We start from the raw sequence: 24,730 nt of genomic DNA on the forward strand, positions 1-24,730 counted from the left end.
GTACCCTGGCCTGCGTGGATACTCTCGTGACCGACCTGCAGGCGACGGCGCAGGACGCGCACGTCGAGGGCGCTGAACGCCGGACGTACCAGGTGCGCACCTTCGGGTGCCAGATGAACGTCCATGACTCCGAGCGTCTCTCCGGCGTGCTCGACGCTGCGGGGTACATCCCGTTCGAGGGTGTCGCCGACCCGGCCGCAGGAAACCTACCCGACCTGGTCGTGTTCAATACTTGCGCGGTCCGCGAGAACGCCGACAACCGGCTTTACGGCACACTCGGGCACCTGCGGCCGTGGAAAGACGCCAACCCTCGGCTCCAGATTGCGGTCGGTGGCTGCCTTGCGCAGAAGGACAAAGACGTCGTCGTCTCCCGCGCACCGTGGGTCGACGTCGTGTTTGGCACACACAACCTCGGCCACCTGCCTACGCTCCTGGAGCGTTCGCGCCACAACGAGCGCGCCGAGGTGGAGATCGCCGACTCACTCCAGCATTTCCCCTCTACGCTGCCCGCCACCCGCGAGTCCGCGTACGCCGGCTGGGTCTCGGTGTCCGTGGGATGTAACAACACCTGCACCTTCTGCATCGTGCCCTCCTTACGGGGCAAGGAGGTCGATCGCAGGCCCGGAGAAGTCCTCGCCGAAGTCCAGGCGCTCGCCGACGAGGGAGTTCTCGAAGTGACACTGCTCGGCCAGAACGTCAACGCCTATGGGCGGTCTTTTCACGACCCTGACGAACCTTCCGACAAGGGGGCCTTCGCCAAACTGCTCCGGGCCGTCGGCCGCGTCGAGGGGATCGAGCGCGTCCGCTTCACCTCACCACACCCGGCTGAATTCACCGACGACGTCATCGCGGCCATGGCCTCCACACCGACAGTGTGTCCGCAGTTGCACATGCCGCTGCAGTCCGGTTCTGACCGCATCCTGCGGGCCATGCGACGCTCCTACCGGTCCGAGCGCTTCCTCGGGATCATCGACCGTGTCCGAGCGGCAATGCCGCACGCGGCCATCACCACCGATATCATCGTCGGGTTCCCCGGTGAGACGGAAGAGGACTTCCAAGCCACTCTCGACGTAGTCGAGAAGGCCCGGTTCTCCAGCGCTTTCACCTTCCAGTACTCGCCCCGACCGGGCACGCCCGCAGCCACCATGGAAGACCAGATACCCAAGGCCGTTGTTCAGGAACGCTACGAACGGCTGATCCGACTCCAGGAGCGGATCACCCTGGAAGAGAACCACCAGCAGGTCGGGAGAGTCGTCGAAGTCCTCGTCACGGCCGATGAGGGCCGTAAGGACGCTGCTACCGCCCGTATGACTGGCCGAGCCCGCGACGGTCGACTCGTGCACTTCGCGCCCACCGGCGAGCACGCCGATCGTGTACGGCCGGGTGACGTGGTGACCACCCGCGTCACCGCGGCGGCTCCACACCACCTACTTGCCGACGACGGGGTTCTGACTCACCGCGCCACCCGCGCCGGAGATCGTCACGAGGCCGGCCAAAAACCCGAGACACCCGCTATCGGAGTAGGTCTCGGGTTGCCCACGCTGCGGCCCGACACCGTCACCGCGGCCGTCACCACCGAGAAGGGATGCCCCACGTGAGCACAGACGAGCGCCCCGATCCGATCGCGGGAATTATGGAAGTCACCCAAAATGCGGAATCGGAACTTCGTGCCCGGGACCGAGTCCTCGGGCGCACCCTCGTGATCGGGCGGGCCTACATGGCATCCGCCGCCCTCATCGTTCTCCTGGCCGTCGCGCTCGCCCTGCCGCACAGTGAGGGCGTGCGCGGCTTCGACGTCCTGTTCTTCACCGATGTGGCCGATGAACAGTACACGACACTACCGTCCCACCTGTTCGTGCTCCTGTACTCCGTGGGCACCATCGCGTTCGGCGCCGTAATGATCCTGAGCCAGAAGTGGTGGGCAGCCGGGATCGCCTGGGGCGCGACCTGTATTTCCGCCGTCTATGGCGTGTTGGCGATCTGGCTGCGGCAGTCCGGCCGCGGACCCAACCCAGACGTGCAGGATTTCGGCGGGCCCGGCCTCGGCCTCTACCTCAGTGAACTCCTCGTTTTTGCGCTGGTAATCACCCTCGCCAGCGTGCTGTGGGCGCGGACTCCGGAGCAACTCGCCCTCGAGGAGAACGCCCGGCACGGCGACGGACGTTGATCCGCCTGGGGAGAAAGACCCTCCTCACCGGTTGCGAAAGCCCGGCCCGTCTACCGGGCCGGGCTTTCCCGTAGGCGACTGCGCGTCAGCGGGTGTCGACCGCCTTCTCTGCTGCTTCCGCCCACTCGCGCCACTGTGCCGCCTGGGCCCGCGCGCTCTCGGCGTCTCTGCTCTTTCCTGCCGCATCCGCCTTCACGGCTTGCTCCTCGAAGTCGCGAACCCTGTCCCAGAACTGGCCAGCCCTCGCCTTGGCCTCCGGGTCGGTGCGTCGCCACTCCGTATCAGCGGCATCCGCGACCCGCTTCTCGAGGACCCGGATACGACTCTCGAGCTTGCCCATCTTGTCTCTCGGAACCTTGCCGATTTCTTCCCACCGCGACTGCAGTTCTCGCAGAGTCGACCTGGCGACGTTGAGGTCCGTCGCCGGATCAATCCGGCCCTCGTACTCAGCTAGCAACGCCTCCTTCGCCTGCGCATTGCTCTCGAACTCGGCGTCCCGTTCCGCGGCGGCCGCGTGGCGCGCGTCGAAGAACGTATCCTGGGCCGCCTTGAACCGCTTCCACAGCACGTCGTCCGCCTCCCGGGGCGCCCGGCCGGCGGCCTTCCACTCATCCATGAGTCGGCGGAACGACGTGGCCGTCTCGTTCCAGTCGGTGGAGCCGGAGATGGCCTCGGCCCTTTCCACCAACTCCTCCTTCACGCGTTTGACCGAGGCACGGTTACGGTCCAGTTCAGCGAAGTGCGAGCCGCGGCGACGGTTGAACGCCTCACGGGCTTTGGAGAACCGCTTCCACAGAGCGTCGTCGGTCTTTCGGTCGATACCCCTGATGGTCTTCCACTCCTCCAGGATCTCCCGGAGGCGATCGCCAGCCGACTTCCACTGAGTCGACGACGCGCCGATCTCTTCGGCCTCCGACGCCAACGTCTCCTTCCTCGCGATCGCGGCCGCCCGCTGTTCCTCCTTGCGCTGTCGGCTTACCGACTCGACTTCGCCGGAACGCTCGATCACCGCGGCCACCCGCGCCGCGAGGGAGTCCAGATCTCCCACGGCCGACGCGGTGGGGATCTGCTCCGCCAGCGACTCCGCGGAACCGCGGGTTTTCCGGGCGTCCTGAGGATGAGACTCGAGGCGCGCCTCTAACAGGGCGACCTCGGCCGCGAGATCGTCGAAACGTAGTCCGAAGTGAGCCAACCCCTCTTCGGGAGCGCCAGCTTGCCACGAGCCGACCTGTCGCTCTCCGTCTGCGGTACGAACGAACACCGTCCCCGACTCGTCGACGCGTCCCCACTCGGAGGGGTCCGAGCCGCGCGCGCCCTTGAGATCGACTGCGCGCATAGGCCGCGGAGCCACCTTACGGGCCAGGGCGGCGGGGGATGGCGCGCCGGGCCTCGGACCGGGGGTCGGTGTCGCGCCGCCCGAACTCGATCCGCCCGGGGTGGTGGGTGTCTGCTCGGTCATATCGTCCTCGTTTCCTTCTGCCGCGTGTCACGGCACCATCACCGGGATCGCACCGGTCGTCGCCTCGCCGTTCCCCATCGGAGTGTCGGCATCCTCCTAGTGTGTACCAACCCCCGCCCGAGTGTCCGCTGTATCCCCGACGGGTCCGTTCGGCGGTGTCGGAGGCGGTCAGTAGGGTTTCCGGGTGTGAGCACCTCTGTCGTCCTGGTCCCCGGAGCCCCGGTCCTCGTGCCAGAGCTGTCCGGGTCCGCGGTCGCCGACACAGCACCGCGGTTAGCTGACATCTGTGACGTGCTCCGGAGAGCCCAGGGGGACGCTTCACGGGTCGTTGTCGTGGGGACGGACCACGCGGGCCGGACGCTCGGGGACTCGCGGTCCACGCTCGCCAGATGGGGCGCTGACGTCCCCGTTGGCCGGCCCGCCGCCCCACCTGCGCAGCACGGGGCCGTGCCCGACGCAGCTCTGATCGCCTGGTGGCTGCTCGATCGTGCGGGCGTCGACCTCCCGAGGTCTTTCACTGGCGTGTGCGGGAGTCCGGACTCCACCCCCACTCCGGCATCCGGAGACCTCCTCGTCGTGGTCGCCGACGGCCCGGCCTCGCTCACGCCCCGCGCTCCCGTCCCCGAGGACCCCCGCGGCATTGCTCTGGACAAACAGCTTGCGCAGTGGCTGCGCGCCTCCGGCAAGCTACCTGATCCGGGAGGTCTCGTGGCAGACGAAATCGGCTGGTGGAGCCGTCCGGCATGGCTAGTGTTGGCCGAACTCGTCGCCGGACGCGCGGCCCGCGAGGCGCTGTCCTGGGCACCGTTCGGGGTGGGTTATCACCTCGCGTGGTGGCCACCGGAAGCCGTCGTAACGACCGGAGTGGCGCCAGATGTTCGGACTGCGGGCCCCGTCCTCCCCGGGGGAGCATCATGACGGCCCTGGTCCCGGTCGCCGTGGTGGGCCCTACAGGTACCGGTAAATCCGAGCTCGCGCTCGGTTTGGCCGAGCGACTCGGAGGTGAGGTTGTCAATTGTGACGCAATGCAGCAGTACCGCGGGATGGACATAGGCACTGCCAAACTTTCGCCGGAGCATCGTCGCGGAATCCCGCACCACCTGCTCGACGTGCTGGACGTCACCGAGACCGCCAGCGTGGCCGATTTCCGCACCGAGGCCGAGCGCAAGATCGACGAGATCCGCGACCGTGGCCATGTGCCCCTCCTGTGCGGCGGGTCGATGATGTACGTCCAGGCACTGGTCGACGGGTGGTCCATCCCGGACACCGACCCACGGGTCCGATCCCATTACGAACGTCGACTCGAGCAGATCGGGGTGCAGGCGTTGCACGCCGAACTCGCGGCAGTGGACCCCGAGGCCGCTGAGAGCATCCTTCCGAGCGACCCCAGGCGCACCGTGCGCGCATTGGAGGTCATCGAACTCACCGGGAAACCCTTCTCGGCATCCAGGCCGACTATCGGTGAGCCCCGTTGGGGCACTCGGATGCTCGGCCTTCGATGCGGGTTGCCCGAGCTGGACGAGCGGCTAGCGACGCGCACGGCATCAATGTTCGCCACCGGGCTCGTCGAGGAGGTTCGTCAACTCGTGGATGTCGGGTTGCGCGAGGGGGTCACAGCCCGCCGCGCAATTGGGTACGCGCAGATTCTCGACGAGATGGACGACGAACAGCGGATCCATGAGGGCGGCTCGGCGCGCGCCGAGGAACGCACCGTAATCGGTACCCGCCGCTACGTCCGCCGGCAGCGGTCGTGGTTCGGACGGGACCACCGGATTCGGTGGATCGACACTGATACTCACCGTCGAGCCGACGACGCACCCGATCCCCTCGACGTCGCATTGCAGATCCTAGGGGAGGGACAACGGTGAGAAGTACCGACACCGGGCGGTCCCGGGTCCAGTCCGTCGACCGTGCCTTTGCTCTACTCGACGCTCTGAGCACCCGCGGGGGGCAGGCGAGCCTGGGAGAACTGGTCGCCGATACGGGGCTGGCGGCGGCGACCGTCCACCGGCTGTGCGGCACGCTCACTGAGAGCGGCCACCTCAGGCGGTCCGCAGGCCGCGACTATCTGCTCGGCCCGCGGCTCCAGCGGATAGGCGACGCAGCCGAACGAGCGACCGAGTCGTGGGCCGTGCCGGTGCTCACCGCCGTGGTCGAGGGAACTGGAGAGACCGCCAATCTCGCCGTCCGGGAGGGAGACGGGGTGGTGTATCTTTCGCAGGTCCCGTCGCCACACTCGATGCGGATGTTCACCGAGGTAGGGCGACGCGTGGATGTTCACTGCACCGCGGTCGGCAAGGCCCTGGTTGCGGGGGACAACGAGGACGAGGTGCGAGCCATGCTCGGCAGGGCCGGTATGCGCCAGTACACCAAATCGACGATCGTGGACCCCGACAGGTTGATCGAGGAGTTGCGCGCGGTGCGGCAGGAGGGGTACGCCACCGATGAGTCCGAGCAGGAGGAAGGGGTCCGCTGCGTCGCCATCGCGGTGGGCACAGGGGACGCCGCTTTCGCTGTATCAGCGTCGGGCCCCGAGGCTAGGTTCACGCACGATCGCAGGGACGCGGCGGTCGCGATCCTCAGGGCCGCCGTGAGCGGTCTCGCGCCCCGACCTTCCTGATCTTAAAGCGAAGAATCCGCTACCCGCCGACCGATTCCGCTCCCCCAGAGGGGAGGCGGATGTCGGCCAGGGGTAGCGGATCCAGTGTGCGAGCGCCGACCTACCGGGCGTCGGCCGCCTTGAATTCGCGGCGACGGCGGTGCAGGATCGGTTCTGTGTAGCCCGACGGCTGCTTGGTGCCCTCGAGGATGAGTTCACGGGCCGCCTGCCACGCGATGGACGACTCGACGTCCGGCGCCATGCTCCGGTAGGCGTCGTCACCGGCGTTCTGCTTGTCGACCACCTCCGCCATCCGACGCAGCGAGTCCTCCACGAATTCGGAGGTGACGATGTCGTGGCGGATCCAGTTCGCCAACAGCTGCGAGGAAATACGCAGGGTGGCGCGGTCCTCCATCAGGTTGACGTCATGGATGTCAGGGACCTTCGAGACGCCGATTCCCTGCTCGACCCACCGGACCACGTAGCCGAGGATGGTCTGGCACGAGTTGTCGACTTCCTCCTTCTTCTCCGCTTCAGACCAATCGGTGCTCGGGGCGAGCGGAACGGTGAGGATATCGTCGACACTCGCGCGGGGGCCGCCGGCGAGAAGTTCCTCCTGGCGGGTCAGCACGTTGACCCGGTGGTAATGGGTTGCATGAAGCGTCGCACCGGTCGGTGAGGGCACCCAGGCAGTATTGGCACCGGCCTTGGGCTGGCCGATCTTCTCTGCCAGCATCTCCGCCATGAGGTCGGTCTTGGCCCACATTCCCTTGCCGATCTGGGCACGGCCACGCAGGCCGCACGCGAGTCCGGTGTCGACGTTGAAGTCCTCGTAGGCGTTCATCCACCGGGCGGACTTCATCTCACCCTTGCGGATCATCGGCCCAGCCTCCATCGAGGTGTGGATCTCGTCACCCGTCCGGTCGAGAAATCCGGTGTTGATGAACACGACCCGCTGGGTCGCCTCGGCGATGCAGGCCGCGAGGTTCACCGACGTGCGCCGCTCCTCGTCCATAATGCCCACCTTCAGGGTGTTGGCCGGGAGCCCGAGGAGCTTCTCGACTCGACCGAACAGCTCTGTCGTGAAAGCAACCTCCGCCGGTCCGTGCTGCTTGGGCTTGACGATGTAAATCGAGCCTGAACGGCTGTTCCGTCGCTCGTTACCCTCCGCGATCCCGTGCATCCCCGCGAGCGAGGTAATGAGCGCGTCCAGAATGCCCTCGGGCATCTCATTGCCCTCGGCGTCCAGAACTGCGGGGTTCGTCATGAGGTGGCCGACGTTGCGGACGAACAGCATTGAACGGCCGTGGAGGCGGACCTCGCCAGAGCCGTCGGGAGCGGTGAAGACGCGGTCATCGTTGAGGACTCGCGTGAAGGTCTTATCGCCCTTGGTGATCTCCTCGGACAGATTGCCCTTCATCAGGCCCAACCAATTGCGGTAACCGTGGGTCTTGTCCTCGGCGTCGACGGCAGCGACGGAATCCTCGAAGTCCATGATGGTGGAGACGGCGGACTCGAGAACGACATCCTTGACGCCGGCGGCGTCGGTCGCGCCGATGGGGGAGTCCGGGTCAATCTGGATCTCGACATGCAGGCCGTTGTTGCGCAGCAGGACAGAGGACGGCATCGAGGCATCGCCAAGATAGCCCACGAACTTCTCCTCGTCCGCCAGTCCGGTCGTCGACCCGTCGGCAACAGTGACCTGTAGGGCTCCATCGACGACGGCGTAGCCGGTCGAGCCGACATGGCTTCCGGAGGCTAAGGGGGCGGCGTCGTCGAGGAACTCACGGGCCCATGCGATCACCTTGTCGCCTCGCACCTTGTTGTAGGACTTCCCCTGCTCGGCGCCGTCGGTCTCCGGGATGGCATCTGTCCCGTAGAGCGCGTCGTAAAGCGACCCCCACCGGGCGTTGCCGGCGTTGATGGCGAAACGAGCATTCGTGATAGGCACGACGAGCTGAGGACCGGCGACCGTGGCGATCTCCGCATCGACGTTCTCCGTGATGACCGAGACCGACTCGGGCTCGGGCACTAGGTAGCCGATCTCCTGCAGGAACGACTTGTACTCGCTCGGGTCGATCGGCGCGGGGTTCTCGAGGTGCCAGGCGTCAATCTTGGACTGCAAATCGTCGCGAGTCTGGAGCAACTCGCGGTTCCGGGGGGCGAGTTCGGTGAAGATCTCGGAGGCGCCCGCCCAGAACGCGTCGGGGTCGACCCCGGTGCCCGGGATTGCCTCGGTGTTGACGAAGTCGTAGAGGACCTCGTCGACCTGGATTCCGCCGACGGTGATGCGTTCGGACATCGATGCACTCCTAGAGGTAGGGGACCGTTCTCCTGAGCGACTCTAGTCTGCACTCCGTCGGGGATCATCCGGGTTTTCCACGGTGCGGAACTACCTCTTGAGGCGGGTAGGATTTCGCCATGACTTTGACGTGCCAGGCCTCGCAGTCCGACGGTATCGCCTTCCTCAAGGGCCACGGCACCCTCAACGATTTCGTGATCCTCCCGGACGATCACGCTGAGCTCGACCTCGACGAGTCGCTAGTGCGTTCGCTGTGCGATCGACGTGGTGGCATCGGCGCCGACGGAGTCCTGAGGGTTGCCACTGCCGGGGCTCTACTGGACCGGGGCGTGGTCGCGGCTCTACCTGACGGTGTCGATCGTTCGGACTGGTTCATGGACTACCGGAACGCGGACGGATCCATCGCGGAGATGTGTGGCAATGGGGTCCGCGTCTTCGCCCACGCGCTCGTGATGACCGGCCGAGCGCAGCCCGGCTCGATCCGGGTCGGAACACGCTCGGGACCGCGACCGGCCGAGATCGTCTCCCACTCGGGAAGTGGCGCCCTGGTGAAGGTGGACATGGGACAACCGCGGTTGCTCGGGTTGTCATCGGCGGAGATCGGGGGGCGCACCTTCGCAGGTTTGGCAGTCGACATGGGAAATCCGCACCTGGCCTGTGTAGTACCGGGTCTCGACTCGGAGAACCTCGCCACGATGAGAGTCGATCAGGCCCCGTTGTTCGATCGGAATTTCTTTCCCGACGGCGTCAACGTCGAGATCGCCACTCCGATTGTGGACGGCCGAGTTTCTATGCGCGTCCACGAGAGGGGCGCGGGGGAAACCATGTCGTGCGGTACCGGAATCGTTGCGACGGCTGTGGCTGCGCTCGCCGACGCGGGCGAGACGTCCGGCGATGTCGTCGTGGTGGTGCCCGGCGGCGAGGTCCAGGTCACTTTGCGCGACGCGGGATCCTGGCTCGCCGGGCCATCGGCGCTCGTCGCAGACGGTCGTTATTGGACAACCCAATAGCACACCGCTCCGCTCCGTACACACGAGGCCCAAATATGAGACAATGAAATGGAATGACTACTGATTACACGGCCCCTGAGCGGCCGACACGCGACTTTGATCCATCCATCGGAGAGCTCCAGCTCGAGGAGAGATCCTCGCTGCGCCGGGTGGCGGGTCTATCAACCGAACTACAGGACATCAACGACGCCGAATACCGCCAGCTCCGACTGGAACGAGTGGTACTCGTGGGCGTCTGGACCGAAGGGTCCGCCGCGCAGGCAGACGCCGCCATGGCTGAACTCGCTCAACTCGCTGAGACCGCGGGCTCTGAAGTGTGCGACGCCCTGATCCAGCGACGCGACAAGCCGGACGCCGCCACGTACATCGGCTCGGGCAAAGTCAGCGTTCTCAAGGACGTAATCGCCGCGACCGGCGCGGACACCGTCATCTGCGACGGCGAGCTCACTCCCGGACAGCTGCTCGCGCTGGAAAAGGCAGTCAACGTCAAGGTCATCGACCGCACCGCCCTGATTCTCGACATTTTTGCGCAGCACGCCACCAGCCGCGAGGGCAAGGCGCAGGTGACCCTCGCCCAGATGGAATACATGCTGCCCCGACTGCGCGGTTGGGGCGAGTCTCTTTCTCGTCAGGCCGGTGGACGGGCCGGGACCAACGGCGGTGTGGGACTGCGCGGTCCGGGCGAGACCAAGATCGAGACCGACCGACGCCGGATCCGCGAGCGCATGGCCCGTCTGCGACGCGAGATCAAGGGTATGAAGCAGGCTCGCGACACCAAACGGCATCGTCGACGGGCTACGACTGTGCCCTCCATAGCGATCGCCGGTTACACGAATGCCGGCAAATCCAGCCTACTGAACCGTATTACCGGCGCCGGCGTGCTGGTGCAGAACGCGTTGTTCGCGACGCTCGACCCGACGACCAGACGGGCCGAATTGCCCGATGGCCGATCGGTCGTGTTCACCGACACGGTGGGTTTCGTCCGACACCTGCCGACCCAGTTGGTCGAGGCCTTCAGGTCCACGCTGGAGGAGGTCGTGGACTCAGAGTTGTTGCTCCACGTTGTGGACGGCTCGGATGCATTCCCCCTTCGCCAGATCGAGGCTGTGCGCAAGGTGATTAATGAGGTCGTGGAGGAACAAAACGCAGAACAACCTCGAGAATTACTCGTGATCAACAAGGTGGACACTGCGGATCCGGTAGTGCTCGCCGAACTGCACCACGCATTGCCCGACGCGGTGTTCGTCTCAGCGGTCACCGGGCAGGGCATGGACGAACTCCTCGAACGGATTATGCAGATCATCGCTTCGGGAGACACCGAGGTGACCTTGGACATCCCTTACACACGCGGTGACGTGGTCTCACGGGTCCACGCCGAGGGAGCGGTGCTCGAGGAGGCACACACCCAAGACGGCACCCAGATCGTAGTTCGACTTCCTATCTCCTTGGCAGGAGAACTTGCCGAATTCTCGGCAGGTGGCTCGCACGACGGCGCCACCTGACTCCCAACTGGGGGAGGGGCGGCGGTCGCCGGATACGAAATCAGAGCTTCCGGAAAACCGTTACGACTTTGCCGAGGATCGTCGCATGCTCACCCGGAATTGGGCTGAATGACGGGTTGTGGGGCAACAACCAGACACCGTTGGAGTCGTTGCGGAACGTTTTGACCGTCGCCTCCCCGTCGATCATGGCCGCGACGATCTCGCCGTTGTCGGCCACGTTCTGCCGCCGCACCACCACGTAATCTCCATCGCAGATCGCAGCATCGATCATCGACTCACCGACAACCCTCAGCATGAACAGTTCACCGGAACCGACCAGATCCGACGGCAGAGGGAAAATCTCTTCGACGGCTTGCTCCGCGAGGATGGGTCCACCCGCTGCGATCCGGCCGAGCACCGGGACGTAAACGGGTTCCACCGCGCCGCCGGGCCGCTGGGGCTCCGCAGCCGGTGACCGGCGTCCCCGAGACTTCTGTCCGGGTACACCATGCACGTCGACCGCGCGCGGCTTGTGAGGGTCCCGCGTCAGGAAGCCCTTCTTCTCCAACGTCCGAAGCTGATGGGCCACGGACGAGGTGGACTGCAATCCGACCGCGTCACCGATCTCCCGGATACTCGGGGGATAACCACGCTCCTTGACGGTGTCATGGATATGGAGCAGCACGCTCTTCTGTCGGGGTGTCAGTGTTTCGAAGTCGGGCTTTGGCATGTTGTGTGGTCCCTTCGGCGAATGGATGTTCGACGTCATCATCTGTGTACACCCTAACGCCAACGGATGCGTCACGCCACACAAGTGTTCGAAATTTCTCTCGCGGAATGATGACCGTGTCCGAGCGGCGTGATACAACTCTAGGTGAGTTCGAATTCGAACAGATGTACTGATGCAGACATACGGGTGTGCGAATACGGATTCGCACACCGTATCGAGTAGGGAGCCACCATGTCCGTTTTGGAGATGCAGCCAGACACACGTCCGATCGTGCAGTGGACCGAGGTCTGTCCCGATGACCATCGGGGAAAGGCCACACGAGCAGTCCGTCCGGATGCCGAGCCGGCCCCCGTGCGCTTCGGTCACGCGCCGCGTCGCACCGCGACCGGCCCGGAGGCGCGTCGCCCCACCGACATCTCCGCCCGCACGGAGATTCTTGTCAAGCCCAGGGGCACCGCGCGGCCCGCCTCGGTCATGTCGGTGGCTCCGGGACGCCGGGTGCTCGTCCGCCCTGCAGCAACTGATCACGTCCGTGCGTGCCACATCGCAGCGCCTGCACCCGTGGGGGTTGTCGATGATGTGCCTGCCTGGGCCCTGCTGGCCTGCGGGATCGCATTCGGCATCATCATGCTTCTCGCGGTGGCGTTCCTCGGCGGACCCGCCTACGCGTGACCGGCCGTAAGGCCTCCTAGAATGAGCGGGGACGGTGGTCTGCCGTCCCGCATCCCGTCGCACGATCTGGGACGCGTGAATTCCGGTCGACGAAGGGGCCCACGGGAATGTACTGCCCGACATGCCACCACGAGGACTCCCGGGTGATCGATTCACGATCGGTCGACGAGGGTCAAGCGATCCGACGTCGACGTGAATGCCCCCAGTGCGGCCACCGATTCACGACGCTGGAGACGCCTCTACTGACGGTCCTCAAACGCAACGGGGTCACCGAGGCGTTCAGCCGGGACAAGGTGGTGCGCGGGGTTCGGCGCGCATGTCAGGGTCGCTCGGTGGACGAGGACGCCCTTCGTCGCCTTGCACAGCAGGTCGAGGACGCCGTCCGCGCAGGCGGCGTGTCTGAGGTCCCCGCCCATGAGATCGGCCTTGCGATCCTGGGCCCTCTCCAGGATCTGGACGAAGTCGCCTACTTGCGTTTCGCATCGGTGTACAAGCAGTTCAGCTCGGCCGACGACTTCGAACGAGAAATCATCGCCCTCCGCGAGCGCCGCGCGAGCCGATAGTCCACCGACGTCACCGGGACGACCGCGGCGCGAGCGCCGACGCCACCGCCTTATCGATCCGTTCGGCTGACACCGGGCGGGCTGTGCCGAGTGATTGCGCGAACAGGCCCACCCGATATTCGGCGAGAAGCCAGCGCAGGTCCCGTATCACCCGGGCTCCGCCCGGCCGCTTGCGCAACGCCCCGCATGCCTCCTCCACCACTGCCTCGGATCGGTTCAGCTTCGCAGTGAGCTCCGTGTGGCGTGCGGGAGACTTCTCTGCGAGCTCCAGCCGGATGCCGACGGCTTGCACATGTCGCTCCAGGTGAGGAAGCACCTCGACCGGATGGCGGACGAGGAAACCCCGACCTACCAGGAAGTCCAGAGAAGGGAGTATCGCGTCGGCGATGTCGGCCGGTGACTCGGACAGACCGCGCATGACCGACTGCGCAGCAACCAGCGCGGGCACCGCGGACGAGATCGCGGCGGCGACTGCACCGGGCACCTCGCTCCTCGCGGTGGCCTTCAACTCGACGAACTCCGCGACAGTCAGAACCGGCTCGCCCCTGCGGCGGGCAATGATCCGGCCGCACGCCGCGAGCGAAGCGTCGGAGACCAGCGCCTCCATCCCGCCATACGGGTACTGCGTCAGTGCGAGCCGCTGCTGTACCTGGCGACCACGTAATATCGACGACGCTGAGACGAGTCCGGACGAGATCAGGGTGAGAACCGCGGATGCCTGCGCGGATCGGCGCTCCTTCTCCGTCGCACACGCCACCACGTGGATGCCCTCCGCGCCGACACGCAGGGCCGGATAGACAGTGACTTCAACGCCGTCAACCACGCCCGTGACGGACGGTTCGAGATCACCTATGGTGTCGGCGGTCCACTCACGGTAAGGCCCATCGTCCGGAACGAGACGAGCACTGAGGGTGGCACGGACCTTGTCGACCATTTGGGTTCTCAGCAGTGCGAGATCAGTCCCAGACGCTACGACCTCCTCGCCGTCAACCACTTCGAAACGTATCCGGAGGTGATCGGGCAACTGGGCCTGATCGAACTCGCGCGGATCGACCGTCGTGCCGATCCGAGCAGACAGTGCCCGTGCGAGCGCCACTGACAACGGAGCGGACCGGGGCGAGACGTCGTCCGCCAAGAGCCGCGCGAACTCCGCGGGCGGAGAACACAGACGACGCAGATACTTCGGGAGGGTGCGCAGCATCTCCGTGTAGAGCTCTTCCCGCAACCCGGGCACCAGCCATTCGAATCCGGCGGTCGTGACCGAAGAGAGCTGCGGAAGTGGGATGCGCACCGTGATCCCATCTGCGGCGACGCCCGGGTCGAACGCGTAGCGCAGTTCGAAACTCAAGTTTCCCTGGCGCCAGAACGGGGGGAAGTCAGTGGCGTCCGGCGCCGCCTCTGAGGTGCGGATATCCTCGGCTGTCAGGCGGATCGCGTCCGGATCTCGGTGGCCATGCTTCTTCCACCAGGACTCCAGGTGCCGCCCGGAGGTGATGTCCTCCGGAAGCCGCTCGAGATAGAAGTCCACCAGGGCGTCGTCGTCGATCACCAGGTCGCGGCGGCGGCTCCGCGTCTCCAGCTCACGGGCCTGCTCCACCGCCTCGGCGTTCTCGCGAATCACCGGGACACGAGTGGGCAGGCGTCTCTCCACGATCCCGTGGCGGACGAGCATCTCGCGAGCGAGGGGTGCGTCGACCCGGGAGAGCAGGATCCGCCGAGCTTCCACGACCGTCAATCCCAGCAGCATCACTTTCTCGTAGGCCATCGCCGTGCCCTGGGCGTCCGACCAGTGTGGTTCGGAATAGTGGGTGCGGATGAGATGGCTCCCGATGTGCTCGATCCATCCCGGATCGATCCTGGCGACGTCGCGGGCCCACAATCGGGACGTCTCGACGAGCTCCGATGCCATGACCCAGCGCGGCGGCTTCTTGGCCAGGTCCGACCCGGGGAATACCTGGAACCGGATGCCTCGGGTTCCCCGGAACTCGCGGGTTTCTTCGTCGCGCATACCGACATTGGTGAGCAGTCCGCTGAGGATCGCTTTGTGCAGGTCATCCTCACCTGCGTGTCCGGAGGTGGGATGCCACCCGCGCTCCCGACACATGTTCCGGAGCTGCGAGTTGAGGTCCTGCCACTCGCGGATGCGGAGCCAGTGCAGGTACTCGGCCTTGCACATCTTCCGGAAGGCGCTGCCGGACAGCTCGCGGCGCTGCTCGGTGATATACCTCCACAGGTTGAGGTAGCCGAGGAAGTCGGAGGTCTTGTCCGAGAACCGGCGGTGCATCAGATCGGCCTTGTCCCGCTCGTCGGCGGGACGTTCCCGGACATCCTGCACGGTCAGGGCCGCGACCACCACCAACACGTCGGCCAGCGAACCGTTCCGATGCCCCTCGACCACCATCCGGGCCAGTCGCGGATCGAGAGGTAGCGCAGCCATGTCCCGTCCCACCTCGGTCAGGCGCGGACGCTCGCCGTCATCGACACTTATCGCCCCGAGCTCGGAGAGCAGGGCAATCCCGTCCCGGACCGCCTTCCGGTCCGGCGATTCCACGAACGGGAAGTCGTCGACAGGCCCCAAGTCCAGATCCGCCATGGACAGGATCACCGACGCGAGGTTCGTTCGCAGGATCTCCGGATCGGTGAACTCCGGCCGTGAGTCGAAGTCCTCCTCCGAGTAGAGGCGGATACAGATCCCGTCGGCGACACGGCCGCAGCGCCCTGCTCGCTGCGCTGCAGAGGCCTGCGACACAGGCTCGATGGGTAGGCGCTGGACCTTGGTCCGGGTGGAGTAGCGGGATATCCGTGCCAACCCGGTGTCCACTACGTAGCGGATGCCGGGGACGGTCACAGAGGTTTCGGCGATATTGGTCGACAGCACCACCCGCCGCGTGGAGTGGGCGCGAAACGCCCGCTGCTGTTCGGCGGCGGTGAGGCGGGCGTACAGCGGAAAGATTTCGGTGTTGCGGAATTTCCGCCCCCGCAGCACCTCCTCGGCGTCGCGGATCTCACGCTCCCCGGACAGGAACACCAACACATCGCCGGTATCCTCACGCAGGAGTTCCGCCACCGCGTCGGCCAACGCGTCGAGCGGATCGAGGTCGACCACCCTGCCGGCGTGTTCCACCTGCAGCGGCCGATACCGAATCTCCACCGGGTAGGTGCGCCCTGAGACCTCGATCACCGGAGCGGGCCGCCCGTCCGGGCCAGCGAAGTGCCGCGCGAAACGCTCCGGGTCGATGGTGGCCGAAGTGATGATGAGTTTGAGGTCCGGACGACGGGGCAATATCTGCTTGAGGTAGCCAAGCAGGAAGTCGATGTTGAGACTGCGTTCGTGAGCTTCGTCGATGATGATCGTGTCGTAGGCTCGCAGCAGCCGGTCGCGCCGGATCTCGGCGAGCAATACTCCGTCCGTCATGAGCTTGACCGCCGTCTCGGGGCTCGTGCGGTCATCGAAGCGGACGGCAGAACCGACCGGGCCGCCGATCTCCACGCCGAGTTCGTCGGCGATGCGGTCTGCGACGGAACGGGCGGCCAACCGCCTGGGCTGGGTGTGACCGATCATGCCCTTCACCCCGCGACCGAGTTCCAGGCAGATCTTGGGGATTTGAGTGGTCTTTCCCGAGCCGGTCTCGCCGGCGATCACCACCACCTGGCTGTCCCGGATCGCCTCAGCGATCTCGTCCTTGCGGACACTGACCGGGAGGTTCTCGGGATATTCGGGGGTGGGGATGGACTCCGATCGGCGCCGTACGCGCTCGGCGGCCTCGTCGATCCGACGTCCGAGGTCGTCGATGTGGTCGGCGCGGGCACGGCGTATCCGCGACCGGAGTCGGTGCGCGTCGAGGATGCCGACGTCGTCGAGTCGGGTGAGCAATTCGTGGCGGGCTCGGCGAAGGTCGGGGGAGGAAGTGGAGGACGACGGCATGGTCCCCTCAGGATATCGGCTCGCCGCGTCTGGCTCCGACCGGCGCGGTCCCTGTCCCTAGTCGGGCCGGCTAGTCAGGATCGCTAGTCGGAGTCGCTGTCGCGCCGGGCCTGGATCCTCGCGTAGCGCTCATGCAGACGCTCCCGTATCTCCTCGGGTTCGTAGGACCGTCTACGCCGTTCGGCGCGGGCGGCCAAGATCCCGGTGGCGGCGACCCCGGCCACCCCCGCCGCGCCGATCACCTTGAGCCACTGCCGTCCCTTGGGAGCCATGTGGACGAGCCTAGGCGGCCCGAGCCCGACCGCCTGGCAGGATCGCGGCATGAGCGTCGACACCGTCCCCTTGGCTGCTGCAGCGGAGCGCACCCGTACCGGGGATCTCTGGCTGTTTCGCGGTCGGACAACAGCGGACCGGATGATTCAGACTGTGACCAACGCACCGGTGAATCACGTTGGTGTCGCTGTGGTCCTGGACGACATGCCGCCGTTGCTGTGGCACGCCGAGATGGGTCGTGCCCTGCCCGACGTGTGGACCGGCCGCCTACAGCGGGGGGTGCAACTGCACGACCTCGAGAGCGCGGTACGACAGTGGACCGGGCAATACGGGCAACGGGCGTGGTTCCGTCAGATCTCCCCGGAGGTCGGTGAGAGCGGCGAGGACGCGTTGCTGGCGACGATCGCCAGGCTGAACGGGGTGTCCTTCCCTTCAGCGAGCCGCCTCACCGCGAGGTGGGCACGGGGACGGTGGGCGGCTCGCGGGAAGCGAGCGAGCAGCAATGGAAGTGGCCGCGCGAGCGGGCCCGATACCGGGGCGGCGATGCGCATGGAGGCGGCGTACTGCGCGGAGGTCGTGGGAATCACCCTGGAGGCGATGGGCATTCTTCTGCCTGCAGGGTCGACGAGCTGGTACGACCCGGGCCGCTTCTGGAGCGGGGACGAGCTCCCCCTGGCACCCGGGTGGAGTTTCGGCCGGGAGATCGGCGTGACCGTCACCCGCCCAGAACCACGTCGCTGAGAGCGGCTTCCACCTCTTCCTGTGCCACCACCAGCAGTTCGTCGCCGGGTTCGAACGGGACGTCAGGTTCTGGGACGATGACCCGACCGCCGCGCACGATCGCCACGAGAGCGGCATCGCGGGGAAACCGTACGCGCGACACGGAACGGCCAGCCAGCGGGGTTTGCTCCGGCAACGTCACACTCACCAGGTTCGCGCCCCCACGGCGCAGGGACATCAGACGCACGACGTCTCCCACGGAGACCGCCTCCTCGACGACCGAGACGATCAGTCGGGGCGTTGACACGGCCACGTCCACGCCCCAGCGCTCATCGAAGAGCCACTCGTTTCGCGGATCGTTGACGCGGGCCACCACGCGGGACACGGCGAACTCCGTCTTGGCCAGCAGGCTCACCACCAGATTGGCCTTGTCGTCACCGGTAGCTGCCACCACTACGTCCGCCTCCTGGAGGCGCAGTCGTTCGAGGACGCTGAGTTCGCAGGCGTCACCCACCTGTAGGTCCGCCCCGTCGACCGGGTCGGCCGAGAACACCGTGGACCTCTTGTCGACCAGCGTCACGTCATGGCCACTCGTCACGAGTTCGCGGGCGATCGACCTCCCGACCACCCCGGCTCCGGCCACCACCACGCTCATGGTGTCGGAGTAGACGGTTCGGGTCGGGGCGCCGACGATCAATCCCGACCCGTCGGCGTAGTCGGGAACCGGGCCATCAGGCATCGGGGGATCCTTCCTTCAGCAGGCCGTCCAGGTCCCGGACCGACTGCGATGGCACGGCGACGTGGAGTACATCGTCAGCCTGGACGAGCATCTGGCCGTCGGGCAGTCGGCACTCGCCGAAACGGGTGACGGCCGCGACACGTCCTCCGACGGCGGCGGCGAGCCGGTCGACCGTGACCCCGACCCAGTCAGTGGGCGGGTTGAGAGCGACGAGCGATACGGAGTCCGTCTGGTCGCGCCACTCGACGGGGCTTGACCCGGCCGTGATGTAGCGGACCAGTCGACTGGTGGCCCAGGGGACTGTCGCGACGGTCGAGATCCCCAGTCTCTCGTAGACCTCAGCACGGCCGGCGTCGTAGATGCGGGCTATCACCCGCTCGACGCCGAAGGATTCCCGAGCCACGCGCGCGGCGATGATGTTGGAATTGTCCCCGGAGGACACGGCAGCGAACGCGTCGGCCCCCTCGAGTCCGGCCTCGGCGAGCACCGTTCGGTCAAAGCCCTGTCCGGTGATCATCCGGCCTGAGAACTCCTGTGACAACCGGGCGAACGCGGCCGACTCTCGATCGATCACCGCCACGTCGTGGCCGGCGGTGTCGAGTTCGACAGCCAGCGCGGCCCCGACGCGGCCACAGCCCATGACGACGACCCTCATGACGAGTCCCACTCCTCACGGCCCACGCTCGTGCGCCAGTGACGATTACGCTACTCATACCCTCGGACGCTGTGCGGTCCGGCTCGCGGGCCCTACGATATGTCGGTGTCCAGGATCTCGAAGGTCTCAGTGGGAGCAAAGCGTCTGCTCGTGGGACGTCCCTTCCGAAGCGACACCGTCAGTGCCACGAGCCTGAGCAAGCGGATCGCGCTGCCGGTGTTCGCCTCCGACGCGCTGTCCTCTGTGGCCTACGCTCCGCAGGAGATCTTCCTCGTTCTCTCGATCGCCGGGATGTCGGCCCTCGCGTTTACCCCGTGGGTGGGACTGGCGGTGGCGGCGGTCATGGTCGTCGTCATCGCTTGCTACCGGCAGAACGTCTACGCCTACCCGTCGGGCGGCGGCGACTACGAGGTCGCCACCGTCAACCTGGGCCCCGGCGCAGGATTAGCGGTCGGTGCGGCACTTCTCATCGACTACGTCCTCACTGTCGCGGTGTCGATATCGGCCGCCGCCGCGAACATCGGCTCCGCCATCCCTTTCGTGCAGTCCCACGAGGTGACGTTCGCCGTCGTGGCGATCGCCCTGCTGGCGGCGGTCAACCTGCGCGGAGTGCGCGAATCCCGCGCAATGTTCGCCATTCCCGTCTATGCATTCCTCGCGTCCATGACGGCACTCATCGTCTGGGGCCTGCTCCAGGTCGAGGTCCTGGGCCGCGACCTCCGGGCGGAATCCGCCGGCTTTGAGCTGGCCCCCGCGGGCGGGAGTGAAGTGGTCGGTCTCGCGCTGGCGTTCGTCGTGGCCAAATCCTTCGCCTCAGGGTGCGCCGCCCTGACTGGGGTCGAGGCCATCCACAACGGAGTCCCCGCCTTCCGCAAGCCTCGGGCCCGCAACGCCGCCGTGACGCTCACGGTGCTCGGGGTTCTCGCGGTGTCGTTCCTCCTCGGGCTCATCGCCCTCGCCGGTCGGCTCGGGGTACGGATCGCGGAACAGCCCGCAATCCAGCTGATCGGGGCTCCCGAGGGGTACTGGCAAAAGACGATGATCGCCCAGTTGGCCGAGCCTGTCTTTGAGGGGCTGCCCCCCGCTTTCTACGTGGTCATGGCGGTCACCGCGCTGATTCTGGTGCTCGCCGCCAACACGGCGTTCAACGGCTTCCCGATGCTGGCCTCGGTCCTCGCGCGGGACAAGTACCTGCCACGGCAGCTCGCCACCCGCGGCGACAGGCTCGCGTTCTCCAACGGGATTGTCCTGCTCGCAATCGCGGCAGTCGCGTTGGTCGTCGCCTTCGACGCTCAGGTGACTGTGCTCATCCAGCTGTACATCGTGGGTGTCTTCGTCGCCTTCACCCTCGGCCAGCTCGGAATGGTCCGGCACTGGACGCGGCGCTTGGAACATGAACACACACCGGCCGTACGTCGGCGGATTCACAGGTCACGGGCGATCAACTCCGTCGGGTTCATCCTCACCGCCGGTGTTCTGGTCATCGTCATGGCGACCAAGTTCCTCTCCGGCGCCTACATAGCGGTGCTGGCGATGTCCGGGGTGTTCGTGGTGATGCGGCTCATTCACCGGCATTACATCTCGGTTGCGCGCGAGCTCGACGACTCCTCGTGGGAGGTCGTCCTGCCCAGCCGCACTCGATGTGTTGTCCTGGTGTCCAAGCTGCATCTGCCCACACTCCGTGCACTGGCGTACGCCCGGGCTGCCCGGCCCGATTCCATCGAGGCCCTGACGGTGAACATCGACACCGCCGAGACCAGGGCCCTGGTACGGGAGTGGGAACGTCGCGGAATCTCGGTCCCGCTCAAGGTCGTGGAGTCCCCTTACCGTGAGATCAACCGCCCCGTGGTGGACTACGTCAAGCGATTGCGAGATCAGGCGCCTCGGGACGTGGTGACCGTATACATCCCCGAGTACGTGGTGGGCCACTGGTGGGAACAGTTGCTGCACAACCAGAGCGCACTTCGGCTCAAGACCCGCTTGCTCTACGAGAGAGGTGTCATGGTGACCAGCGTCCCGTGGCAATTGTCGTCCTCGGACGGCCGCGCGGAGCAGGCCCGCGACGAACCCATCGTCGGACGCTGGGGTGGACCGGAGGAAAGATGACCCAGGACCGAGCGACCGATTGGACGGGCCGTGTACTGCGGCTGCGGGTGGAGGGGCCCGCGCACGGGGGAGAGTTCGTGGCGCGCCACGAGGGTCGAGTGGTGTTCTGTCGCGGCGGTGTCACCGGAGAACTCGTCGATGTCCACATCGACGACGACCCAGGTCGCGCCTTCTGCCGAGGGACGGTGCAGTCGGTGATCGAGGCCTCCCCGGACCGCGTAGAACCAGCGTGTCCGGCGGCAGCTGCCGGCGCAGGGTGCTGCGACTGGAGCCACATCGCAGCCGACGCGGCCCGCAGGTACGCCGGGCGGATCCTGACCGAACAGGTGACCAGGATCGGCCGGATCGATCTTCCGGACGCACCGGTCGCCGTCGAGGTCCCCGCCGGGGATCCCGCCTCGACGGGTTGGCGTACCGTCGCCCGCTGGATCACCGGCCGCGACGGGGTGCCCGGGGTGCGCAGGGCCCGCTCCCGGGATCAGGTGGCCGAGCAGTGCAGCCAGCCTGACCCCCGTCTTCGCCAGGCGGTGTCCGAGACCTCGTTCGGTCCGGGTCGCGAGGTGCTGGGGGTCCTCGGTGACGATGGGGCTGTTCATATAGCCACCCGCGCGGCCATCGACGACGCGCCGCGTGGACGGGGCGGCCGGTCCCGGCAATCCGCAGCGACCCGCGCCCGCGCGCGTCACTCGCGGGCCGCCGGTTGGGAGATCGTCACCGGAGAGCCCACCGTCGTGCGACGAGTAGGCGACCATGAGTGGAGGGTGCCGCTCGCGGGCTTCTGGCAGGCACACCGCTCCGCCGCGACCCACTACAGCAATGGTGTGCGCGCCGCGGTGTCCCACACGCCGCAACTGTCCGCCGCCCCAGTGGTGTGGGACCTCTACGGCGGCGCCGGGTTGTTCGCGGCAGGGGTGCGGGAGGAGATCCCGAACGCACGAGTGACGATCGTGGAGTCAGCGTCAGCGTCGGTGGAAGGCGCGACGCACGCCTTCGGTGACACGCCCGACGGGGGAATTCGCACCGTGCGGTCCCGTGTTGAGACCTTCCTCGAGGACCGCGACACCCGACCGGGGGAGCACACTGATCCTGAGGTCGTCATTCTCGACCCACCACGTGGCGGGGCGGGGATACCGGTCATGCAGCGACTGGCCGCCATCGGTCCGTCCCGGATCGTCCACGTGGGCTGCGATCCGGCAAGTCTGGCGCGCGACATCGGCGTTCTCGTGGCCGCCGGGTGGACGCTCACGGACCTACGTGGCGTGGCCGCCTTCCCGGGCACCCATCACGTCGAGGGGATCGCCGTGCTGGACGTGCCACGCCGCCCCTGAGCACGCGCCGCAGGTCGGGGCCCGAACGGTCGCCCATGGGCGAGGCCTTGCGGCGTCAGCCCGTAGACTGACGATTCGACCCAGCAGGGTGTCGGTCACGGAAGGGGCAGTCGACAGCAATGAGCGTGCTCGAACAGGTGGACGGCCCGTCCGATCTCCGGAGGCTGGACCCCGAGGAGTTGGGCCGACTGTGCGGGGAGATTCGCGAGTTCCTCATCCGCAAGGTCGCGGCCACGGGTGGTCACCTCGGGCCGAACCTCGGCGTCGTCGAACTGACAGTCGCGCTGCACCGGGTCTTCGACTCGCCGCGCGACCCCATCGTCTTCGACACCGGTCACCAGTCGTACGTCCACAAGATCCTCACCGGACGTCGGGATCAGTTCGACGGTCTCCGCACCCGCGGCGGGTTGTCGGGCTACCCGTGCCGCGCGGAGAGTGAGCACGACGTGGTCGAGTCCTCGCACGCTACGGCGTCTCTGGCGTACTCGGACGGGCTCGCCAAGGCATTTTCGCTGCGAGGGGAGACCGACAGGACGGTCGTCACCGTCATCGGCGACGGGGCGCTGACCGGCGGTATGGCATGGGAGGCGCTCAACAACATCGCCGCCGCCAAGGACCGCCCCATGGTGATCGTCGTCAACGACAACGGCCGGTCGTACTCGCCGACCATCGGAGGGATCGCCGAGCGGCTCGGCGCTCTGAGGCTCCAGCCGGCGTACGAGAAGGCGATGGACCGGACGAAGAGCGCACTGACCGCCCGCAAGGACCGCGTGGGCAAGGCCATCTACACGGTTCTCCACGGCATCAAGGCAGGCGTCAAGGACGTCGTATCACCGCAGGAGTTGTTCGCGGACCTCGGACTCAAATACATGGGGCCGGTTGACGGCCACAACCTTGCGGCGACAGAGGCCGCGCTTCGTCTCGCGAAGGACTTCGGCGGTCCGGTGGTGGTCCACGTTGTGACCCGGAAGGGGATGGGTTATGTCCACGCCGAGAACAACGAGGCCGACCAGATGCACGCCACCGGGGTCATCGATCCGGAGACCGGCAAGCCGCTGACACCCTCGTCCTCGGTGGACTGGACGTCCGTGTTCTCTGAGGAGCTGTGTGCGATCGGCGCCGAGCGCGACGACGTCGTGGCCATCACGGCCGCGATGGCGGGGCCGACTGGACTGGCGGCGTTCGGGGAGCGGTTCCCGGACCGGATGTACGACGTGGGTATCGCCGAACAGCACGCCGTGGCCTCGGCCGCGGGGCTCGCCCTGGGCGGGTTGCACCCCGTCGTGGCCGTGTATTCGACCTTTCTCAACCGGGCATTCGACCAATTACTCATGGACGTCGCGCTGCTCCGCCAACCGGTCACCATGGTGCTGGACCGTTCGGGCGTCACCGGTCCGGATGGTGCAAGCCACAATGGGATGTGGGACTTGTCGCTGACCGGCATCATCCCCGGAGTGCGGGTGGCCGCGCCACGGGACGCAGTGACCCTGCGGCAGGAACTCCGCGAAGCAGTCTCGATAGACGACGGCCCCACCGTCGTCCGGTTTCCGAAAGGGTCGGTGGGTGACCCGATACCCGCCCTCGCCACGTCCGAGGACGGAGTGGACCGCGTGTACGGCCCCGGTGATGCCGAGGTCCTCGTCGTGGCGGTGGGGTCGTTGGTCGGGACCGCGATCGCCGCGGCACGCGAGCTCGAGGCCGGGGGTGTCTCCGTGGACGTCCTGGACCCACGGTGGGTCTACCCCGTGCCTGCGTCGATAGTGGAGGCCTCCCGTCGACGCCGGCTAGTCGTCACGGTAGAGGACAACGGACTGCACGGGGGTGTCGGTTCGGCAGTGTCCGCATGCCTCGATTCCGCGGCGGTGCGAGTCGATCGCATCGCGCTCGGGATACCACAGCAGTTCCTCGATCACGCCTCGAGGGGCGAGATCCTCGCCGACGCCGGATTGACCCCCGAGGGGATCGCCCGCAGCGTCCGGTCTCGTCTGATCTGACCCACCG

The 24,730-nt window shown here is 66.7% G+C and carries 20 protein-coding genes; 13 read left to right on the plus strand and 7 right to left on the minus strand.

What is annotated here, in order from left to right; genetic code table 11:
* The first annotated feature begins 26 nt into the window (after window positions 1-26).
* Together miaB and FQ137_RS10300 are read left to right on the plus strand one after the other, a co-directional pair.
* Window positions 27-1,598 carry a tRNA (N6-isopentenyl adenosine(37)-C2)-methylthiotransferase MiaB gene (gene miaB / locus FQ137_RS10295; RefSeq protein ID WP_149292782.1) on the plus strand — a complete coding sequence of 524 codons (1,572 nt, stop codon included), beginning with the start codon at window positions 27-29 and terminating at the stop codon, window positions 1,596-1,598.
* Window positions 1,586-2,167: a hypothetical protein gene (locus FQ137_RS10300; RefSeq protein WP_149292297.1), complete on the plus strand. Its 582-nt coding sequence runs from the start codon at window positions 1,586-1,588 to the stop codon at window positions 2,165-2,167. Before miaB ends, FQ137_RS10300 begins: the two co-directional genes overlap by 13 nt.
* 85 nt (window positions 2,168-2,252) lie before the next feature.
* On the opposite strand, the gene FQ137_RS10305 is transcribed toward FQ137_RS10300, so the two are convergent.
* Window positions 2,253-3,626, minus strand: coding sequence for a DUF349 domain-containing protein (locus FQ137_RS10305; protein ID WP_149292298.1), 1,374 nt, complete (start codon window positions 3,624-3,626; stop codon window positions 2,253-2,255).
* A gap of 186 nt (window positions 3,627-3,812) precedes the next feature.
* Between FQ137_RS10305 and FQ137_RS10310 the strand changes: the two genes are divergently transcribed.
* The 3 genes from FQ137_RS10310 to FQ137_RS10320 are packed head-to-tail and all read left to right on the plus strand — an operon-like array spanning window position 3,813 to window position 6,246.
* Window positions 3,813-4,544 (plus strand): hypothetical protein, encoded by a 732-nt coding sequence (locus FQ137_RS10310; RefSeq protein ID WP_255583961.1) that lies wholly within the window; start codon window positions 3,813-3,815, stop codon window positions 4,542-4,544.
* The gene (miaA, locus tag FQ137_RS10315; protein WP_149292299.1) at window positions 4,541-5,494 is read left to right on the plus strand and encodes a tRNA (adenosine(37)-N6)-dimethylallyltransferase MiaA; all 954 of its coding nucleotides are present in this window, start codon (window positions 4,541-4,543) and stop codon (window positions 5,492-5,494) included. Before FQ137_RS10310 ends, miaA begins: the two co-directional genes overlap by 4 nt.
* Window positions 5,491-6,246 carry an IclR family transcriptional regulator gene (locus tag FQ137_RS10320; protein WP_149292300.1) on the plus strand — a complete coding sequence of 252 codons (756 nt, stop codon included), beginning with the start codon at window positions 5,491-5,493 and terminating at the stop codon, window positions 6,244-6,246. The genes miaA and FQ137_RS10320 overlap by 4 nt, the downstream gene beginning before the upstream one ends.
* Window positions 6,247-6,346: 100 nt before the next feature.
* On the opposite strand, the gene FQ137_RS10325 is transcribed toward FQ137_RS10320, so the two are convergent.
* Complete coding sequence (locus FQ137_RS10325) at window positions 6,347-8,527, minus strand: malate synthase G (protein WP_149292301.1); 2,181 nt, start codon at window positions 8,525-8,527, stop codon at window positions 6,347-6,349.
* A 119-nt stretch (window positions 8,528-8,646) separates the two neighbouring features.
* Between FQ137_RS10325 and dapF the strand changes: the two genes are divergently transcribed.
* Window positions 8,647-9,537, plus strand: a complete 891-nt coding sequence (dapF, locus tag FQ137_RS10330) for a diaminopimelate epimerase (protein ID WP_149292302.1) — start codon at window positions 8,647-8,649, stop codon at window positions 9,535-9,537.
* Window positions 9,538-9,590: 53 nt separating this feature from the next.
* Entirely contained in the window at window positions 9,591-11,039 is a 1,449-nt protein-coding gene (gene hflX / locus FQ137_RS10335; RefSeq protein WP_149292303.1) for a GTPase HflX, read from the plus strand.
* Window positions 11,040-11,079: 40 nt separating this feature from the next.
* Here hflX and lexA read toward each other — a convergent pair whose 3' ends face one another.
* On the minus strand, window positions 11,080-11,790 hold the full coding sequence (lexA, locus tag FQ137_RS10340) for a transcriptional repressor LexA (RefSeq protein WP_370452355.1): 711 nt from the start codon (window positions 11,788-11,790) through the stop codon (window positions 11,080-11,082).
* Between the two features lie 189 nt (window positions 11,791-11,979).
* On the opposite strand from lexA, the gene FQ137_RS10345 reads away from it, so the two are divergent.
* Both FQ137_RS10345 and nrdR read left to right on the plus strand, forming a co-directional pair.
* Window positions 11,980-12,420, plus strand: coding sequence for a hypothetical protein (locus FQ137_RS10345; RefSeq protein ID WP_149292305.1), 441 nt, complete (start codon window positions 11,980-11,982; stop codon window positions 12,418-12,420).
* Between the two features lie 107 nt (window positions 12,421-12,527).
* A complete protein-coding gene (gene nrdR, locus FQ137_RS10350) occupies window positions 12,528-12,983 on the plus strand; it encodes a transcriptional regulator NrdR (RefSeq protein WP_149292306.1) in 456 nt (151 codons plus the stop codon).
* A 10-nt stretch (window positions 12,984-12,993) separates the two neighbouring features.
* On the opposite strand, the gene hrpA is transcribed toward nrdR, so the two are convergent.
* Window positions 12,994-16,908, minus strand: coding sequence for an ATP-dependent RNA helicase HrpA (hrpA, locus tag FQ137_RS10355; RefSeq protein WP_149292307.1), 3,915 nt, complete (start codon window positions 16,906-16,908; stop codon window positions 12,994-12,996).
* A gap of 83 nt (window positions 16,909-16,991) precedes the next feature.
* Window positions 16,992-17,180 (minus strand): hypothetical protein, encoded by a 189-nt coding sequence (locus FQ137_RS10360; RefSeq protein ID WP_149292308.1) that lies wholly within the window; start codon window positions 17,178-17,180, stop codon window positions 16,992-16,994.
* A 49-nt stretch (window positions 17,181-17,229) separates the two neighbouring features.
* Between FQ137_RS10360 and FQ137_RS10365 the strand changes: the two genes are divergently transcribed.
* Window positions 17,230-17,922: a hypothetical protein gene (locus FQ137_RS10365; RefSeq protein ID WP_149292309.1), complete on the plus strand. Its 693-nt coding sequence runs from the start codon at window positions 17,230-17,232 to the stop codon at window positions 17,920-17,922.
* On the opposite strand, the gene FQ137_RS10370 is transcribed toward FQ137_RS10365, so the two are convergent.
* Together FQ137_RS10370 and FQ137_RS10375 are read right to left on the minus strand one after the other, a co-directional pair.
* A complete protein-coding gene (locus FQ137_RS10370) occupies window positions 17,897-18,556 on the minus strand; it encodes a TrkA family potassium uptake protein (RefSeq protein WP_149292783.1) in 660 nt (219 codons plus the stop codon). The two genes, FQ137_RS10365 and FQ137_RS10370, sit on opposite strands and share 26 nt — an antisense overlap.
* Before the next feature lie 76 nt (window positions 18,557-18,632).
* Entirely contained in the window at window positions 18,633-19,295 is a 663-nt protein-coding gene (locus FQ137_RS10375; protein ID WP_149292310.1) for a TrkA family potassium uptake protein, read from the minus strand.
* Window positions 19,296-19,394: 99 nt separating this feature from the next.
* Here FQ137_RS10375 and FQ137_RS10380 point away from each other — a divergent pair, with 99 nt between their 5' ends.
* The 3 genes from FQ137_RS10380 (at window position 19,395) to dxs (ending at window position 24,723) form a co-directional block, all read left to right on the plus strand.
* Window positions 19,395-21,401 carry an APC family permease gene (locus FQ137_RS10380; RefSeq protein ID WP_255583962.1) on the plus strand — a complete coding sequence of 669 codons (2,007 nt, stop codon included), beginning with the start codon at window positions 19,395-19,397 and terminating at the stop codon, window positions 21,399-21,401.
* Entirely contained in the window at window positions 21,398-22,729 is a 1,332-nt protein-coding gene (locus tag FQ137_RS10385) for a class I SAM-dependent RNA methyltransferase (RefSeq protein ID WP_149292311.1), read from the plus strand. The genes FQ137_RS10380 and FQ137_RS10385 overlap by 4 nt, the downstream gene beginning before the upstream one ends.
* 119 nt (window positions 22,730-22,848) lie before the next feature.
* Window positions 22,849-24,723 carry a 1-deoxy-D-xylulose-5-phosphate synthase gene (gene dxs, locus FQ137_RS10390; protein ID WP_149292312.1) on the plus strand — a complete coding sequence of 625 codons (1,875 nt, stop codon included), beginning with the start codon at window positions 22,849-22,851 and terminating at the stop codon, window positions 24,721-24,723.
* Window positions 24,724-24,730 lie beyond the last annotated feature (7 nt).

The organism is Dietzia sp. ANT_WB102, assembly GCF_008369165.1.
In the GTDB taxonomy this organism is placed as follows: Bacteria; Actinomycetota; Actinomycetes; order Mycobacteriales; family Mycobacteriaceae; genus Dietzia.

Bases quoted from the DNA above. Each gene is read 5' to 3' on its own strand.
- FQ137_RS10300 (WP_149292297.1), top strand. From the start codon at position 1,586: ATGCCCCACGTGAGCACAGACGAGCGCCCCGATCCGATCGCGGGAATT.
- FQ137_RS10305 (WP_149292298.1), bottom strand. From the start codon at position 3,626: ATGACCGAGCAGACACCCACCACCCCGGGCGGATCGAGTTCGGGCGGC.
- miaA (WP_149292299.1), top strand. From the start codon at position 4,541: ATGACGGCCCTGGTCCCGGTCGCCGTGGTGGGCCCTACAGGTACCGGT.
- FQ137_RS10325 (WP_149292301.1), bottom strand. From the start codon at position 8,527: ATGTCCGAACGCATCACCGTCGGCGGAATCCAGGTCGACGAGGTCCTC.
- dapF (WP_149292302.1), top strand. From the start codon at position 8,647: ATGACTTTGACGTGCCAGGCCTCGCAGTCCGACGGTATCGCCTTCCTC.
- hflX (WP_149292303.1), top strand. From the start codon at position 9,591: ATGACTACTGATTACACGGCCCCTGAGCGGCCGACACGCGACTTTGAT.
- lexA (WP_370452355.1), bottom strand. From the start codon at position 11,790: ATGATGACGTCGAACATCCATTCGCCGAAGGGACCACACAACATGCCA.
- FQ137_RS10345 (WP_149292305.1), top strand. From the start codon at position 11,980: ATGTCCGTTTTGGAGATGCAGCCAGACACACGTCCGATCGTGCAGTGG.
- nrdR (WP_149292306.1), top strand. From the start codon at position 12,528: ATGTACTGCCCGACATGCCACCACGAGGACTCCCGGGTGATCGATTCA.
- hrpA (WP_149292307.1), bottom strand. From the start codon at position 16,908: ATGCCGTCGTCCTCCACTTCCTCCCCCGACCTTCGCCGAGCCCGCCAC.
- FQ137_RS10360 (WP_149292308.1), bottom strand. From the start codon at position 17,180: ATGGCTCCCAAGGGACGGCAGTGGCTCAAGGTGATCGGCGCGGCGGGG.
- FQ137_RS10365 (WP_149292309.1), top strand. From the start codon at position 17,230: ATGAGCGTCGACACCGTCCCCTTGGCTGCTGCAGCGGAGCGCACCCGT.
- FQ137_RS10370 (WP_149292783.1), bottom strand. From the start codon at position 18,556: ATGAGCGTGGTGGTGGCCGGAGCCGGGGTGGTCGGGAGGTCGATCGCC.
- FQ137_RS10375 (WP_149292310.1), bottom strand. From the start codon at position 19,295: ATGAGGGTCGTCGTCATGGGCTGTGGCCGCGTCGGGGCCGCGCTGGCT.
- FQ137_RS10380 (WP_255583962.1), top strand. From the start codon at position 19,395: ATGTCGGTGTCCAGGATCTCGAAGGTCTCAGTGGGAGCAAAGCGTCTG.
- FQ137_RS10385 (WP_149292311.1), top strand. From the start codon at position 21,398: ATGACCCAGGACCGAGCGACCGATTGGACGGGCCGTGTACTGCGGCTG.
- dxs (WP_149292312.1), top strand. From the start codon at position 22,849: ATGAGCGTGCTCGAACAGGTGGACGGCCCGTCCGATCTCCGGAGGCTG.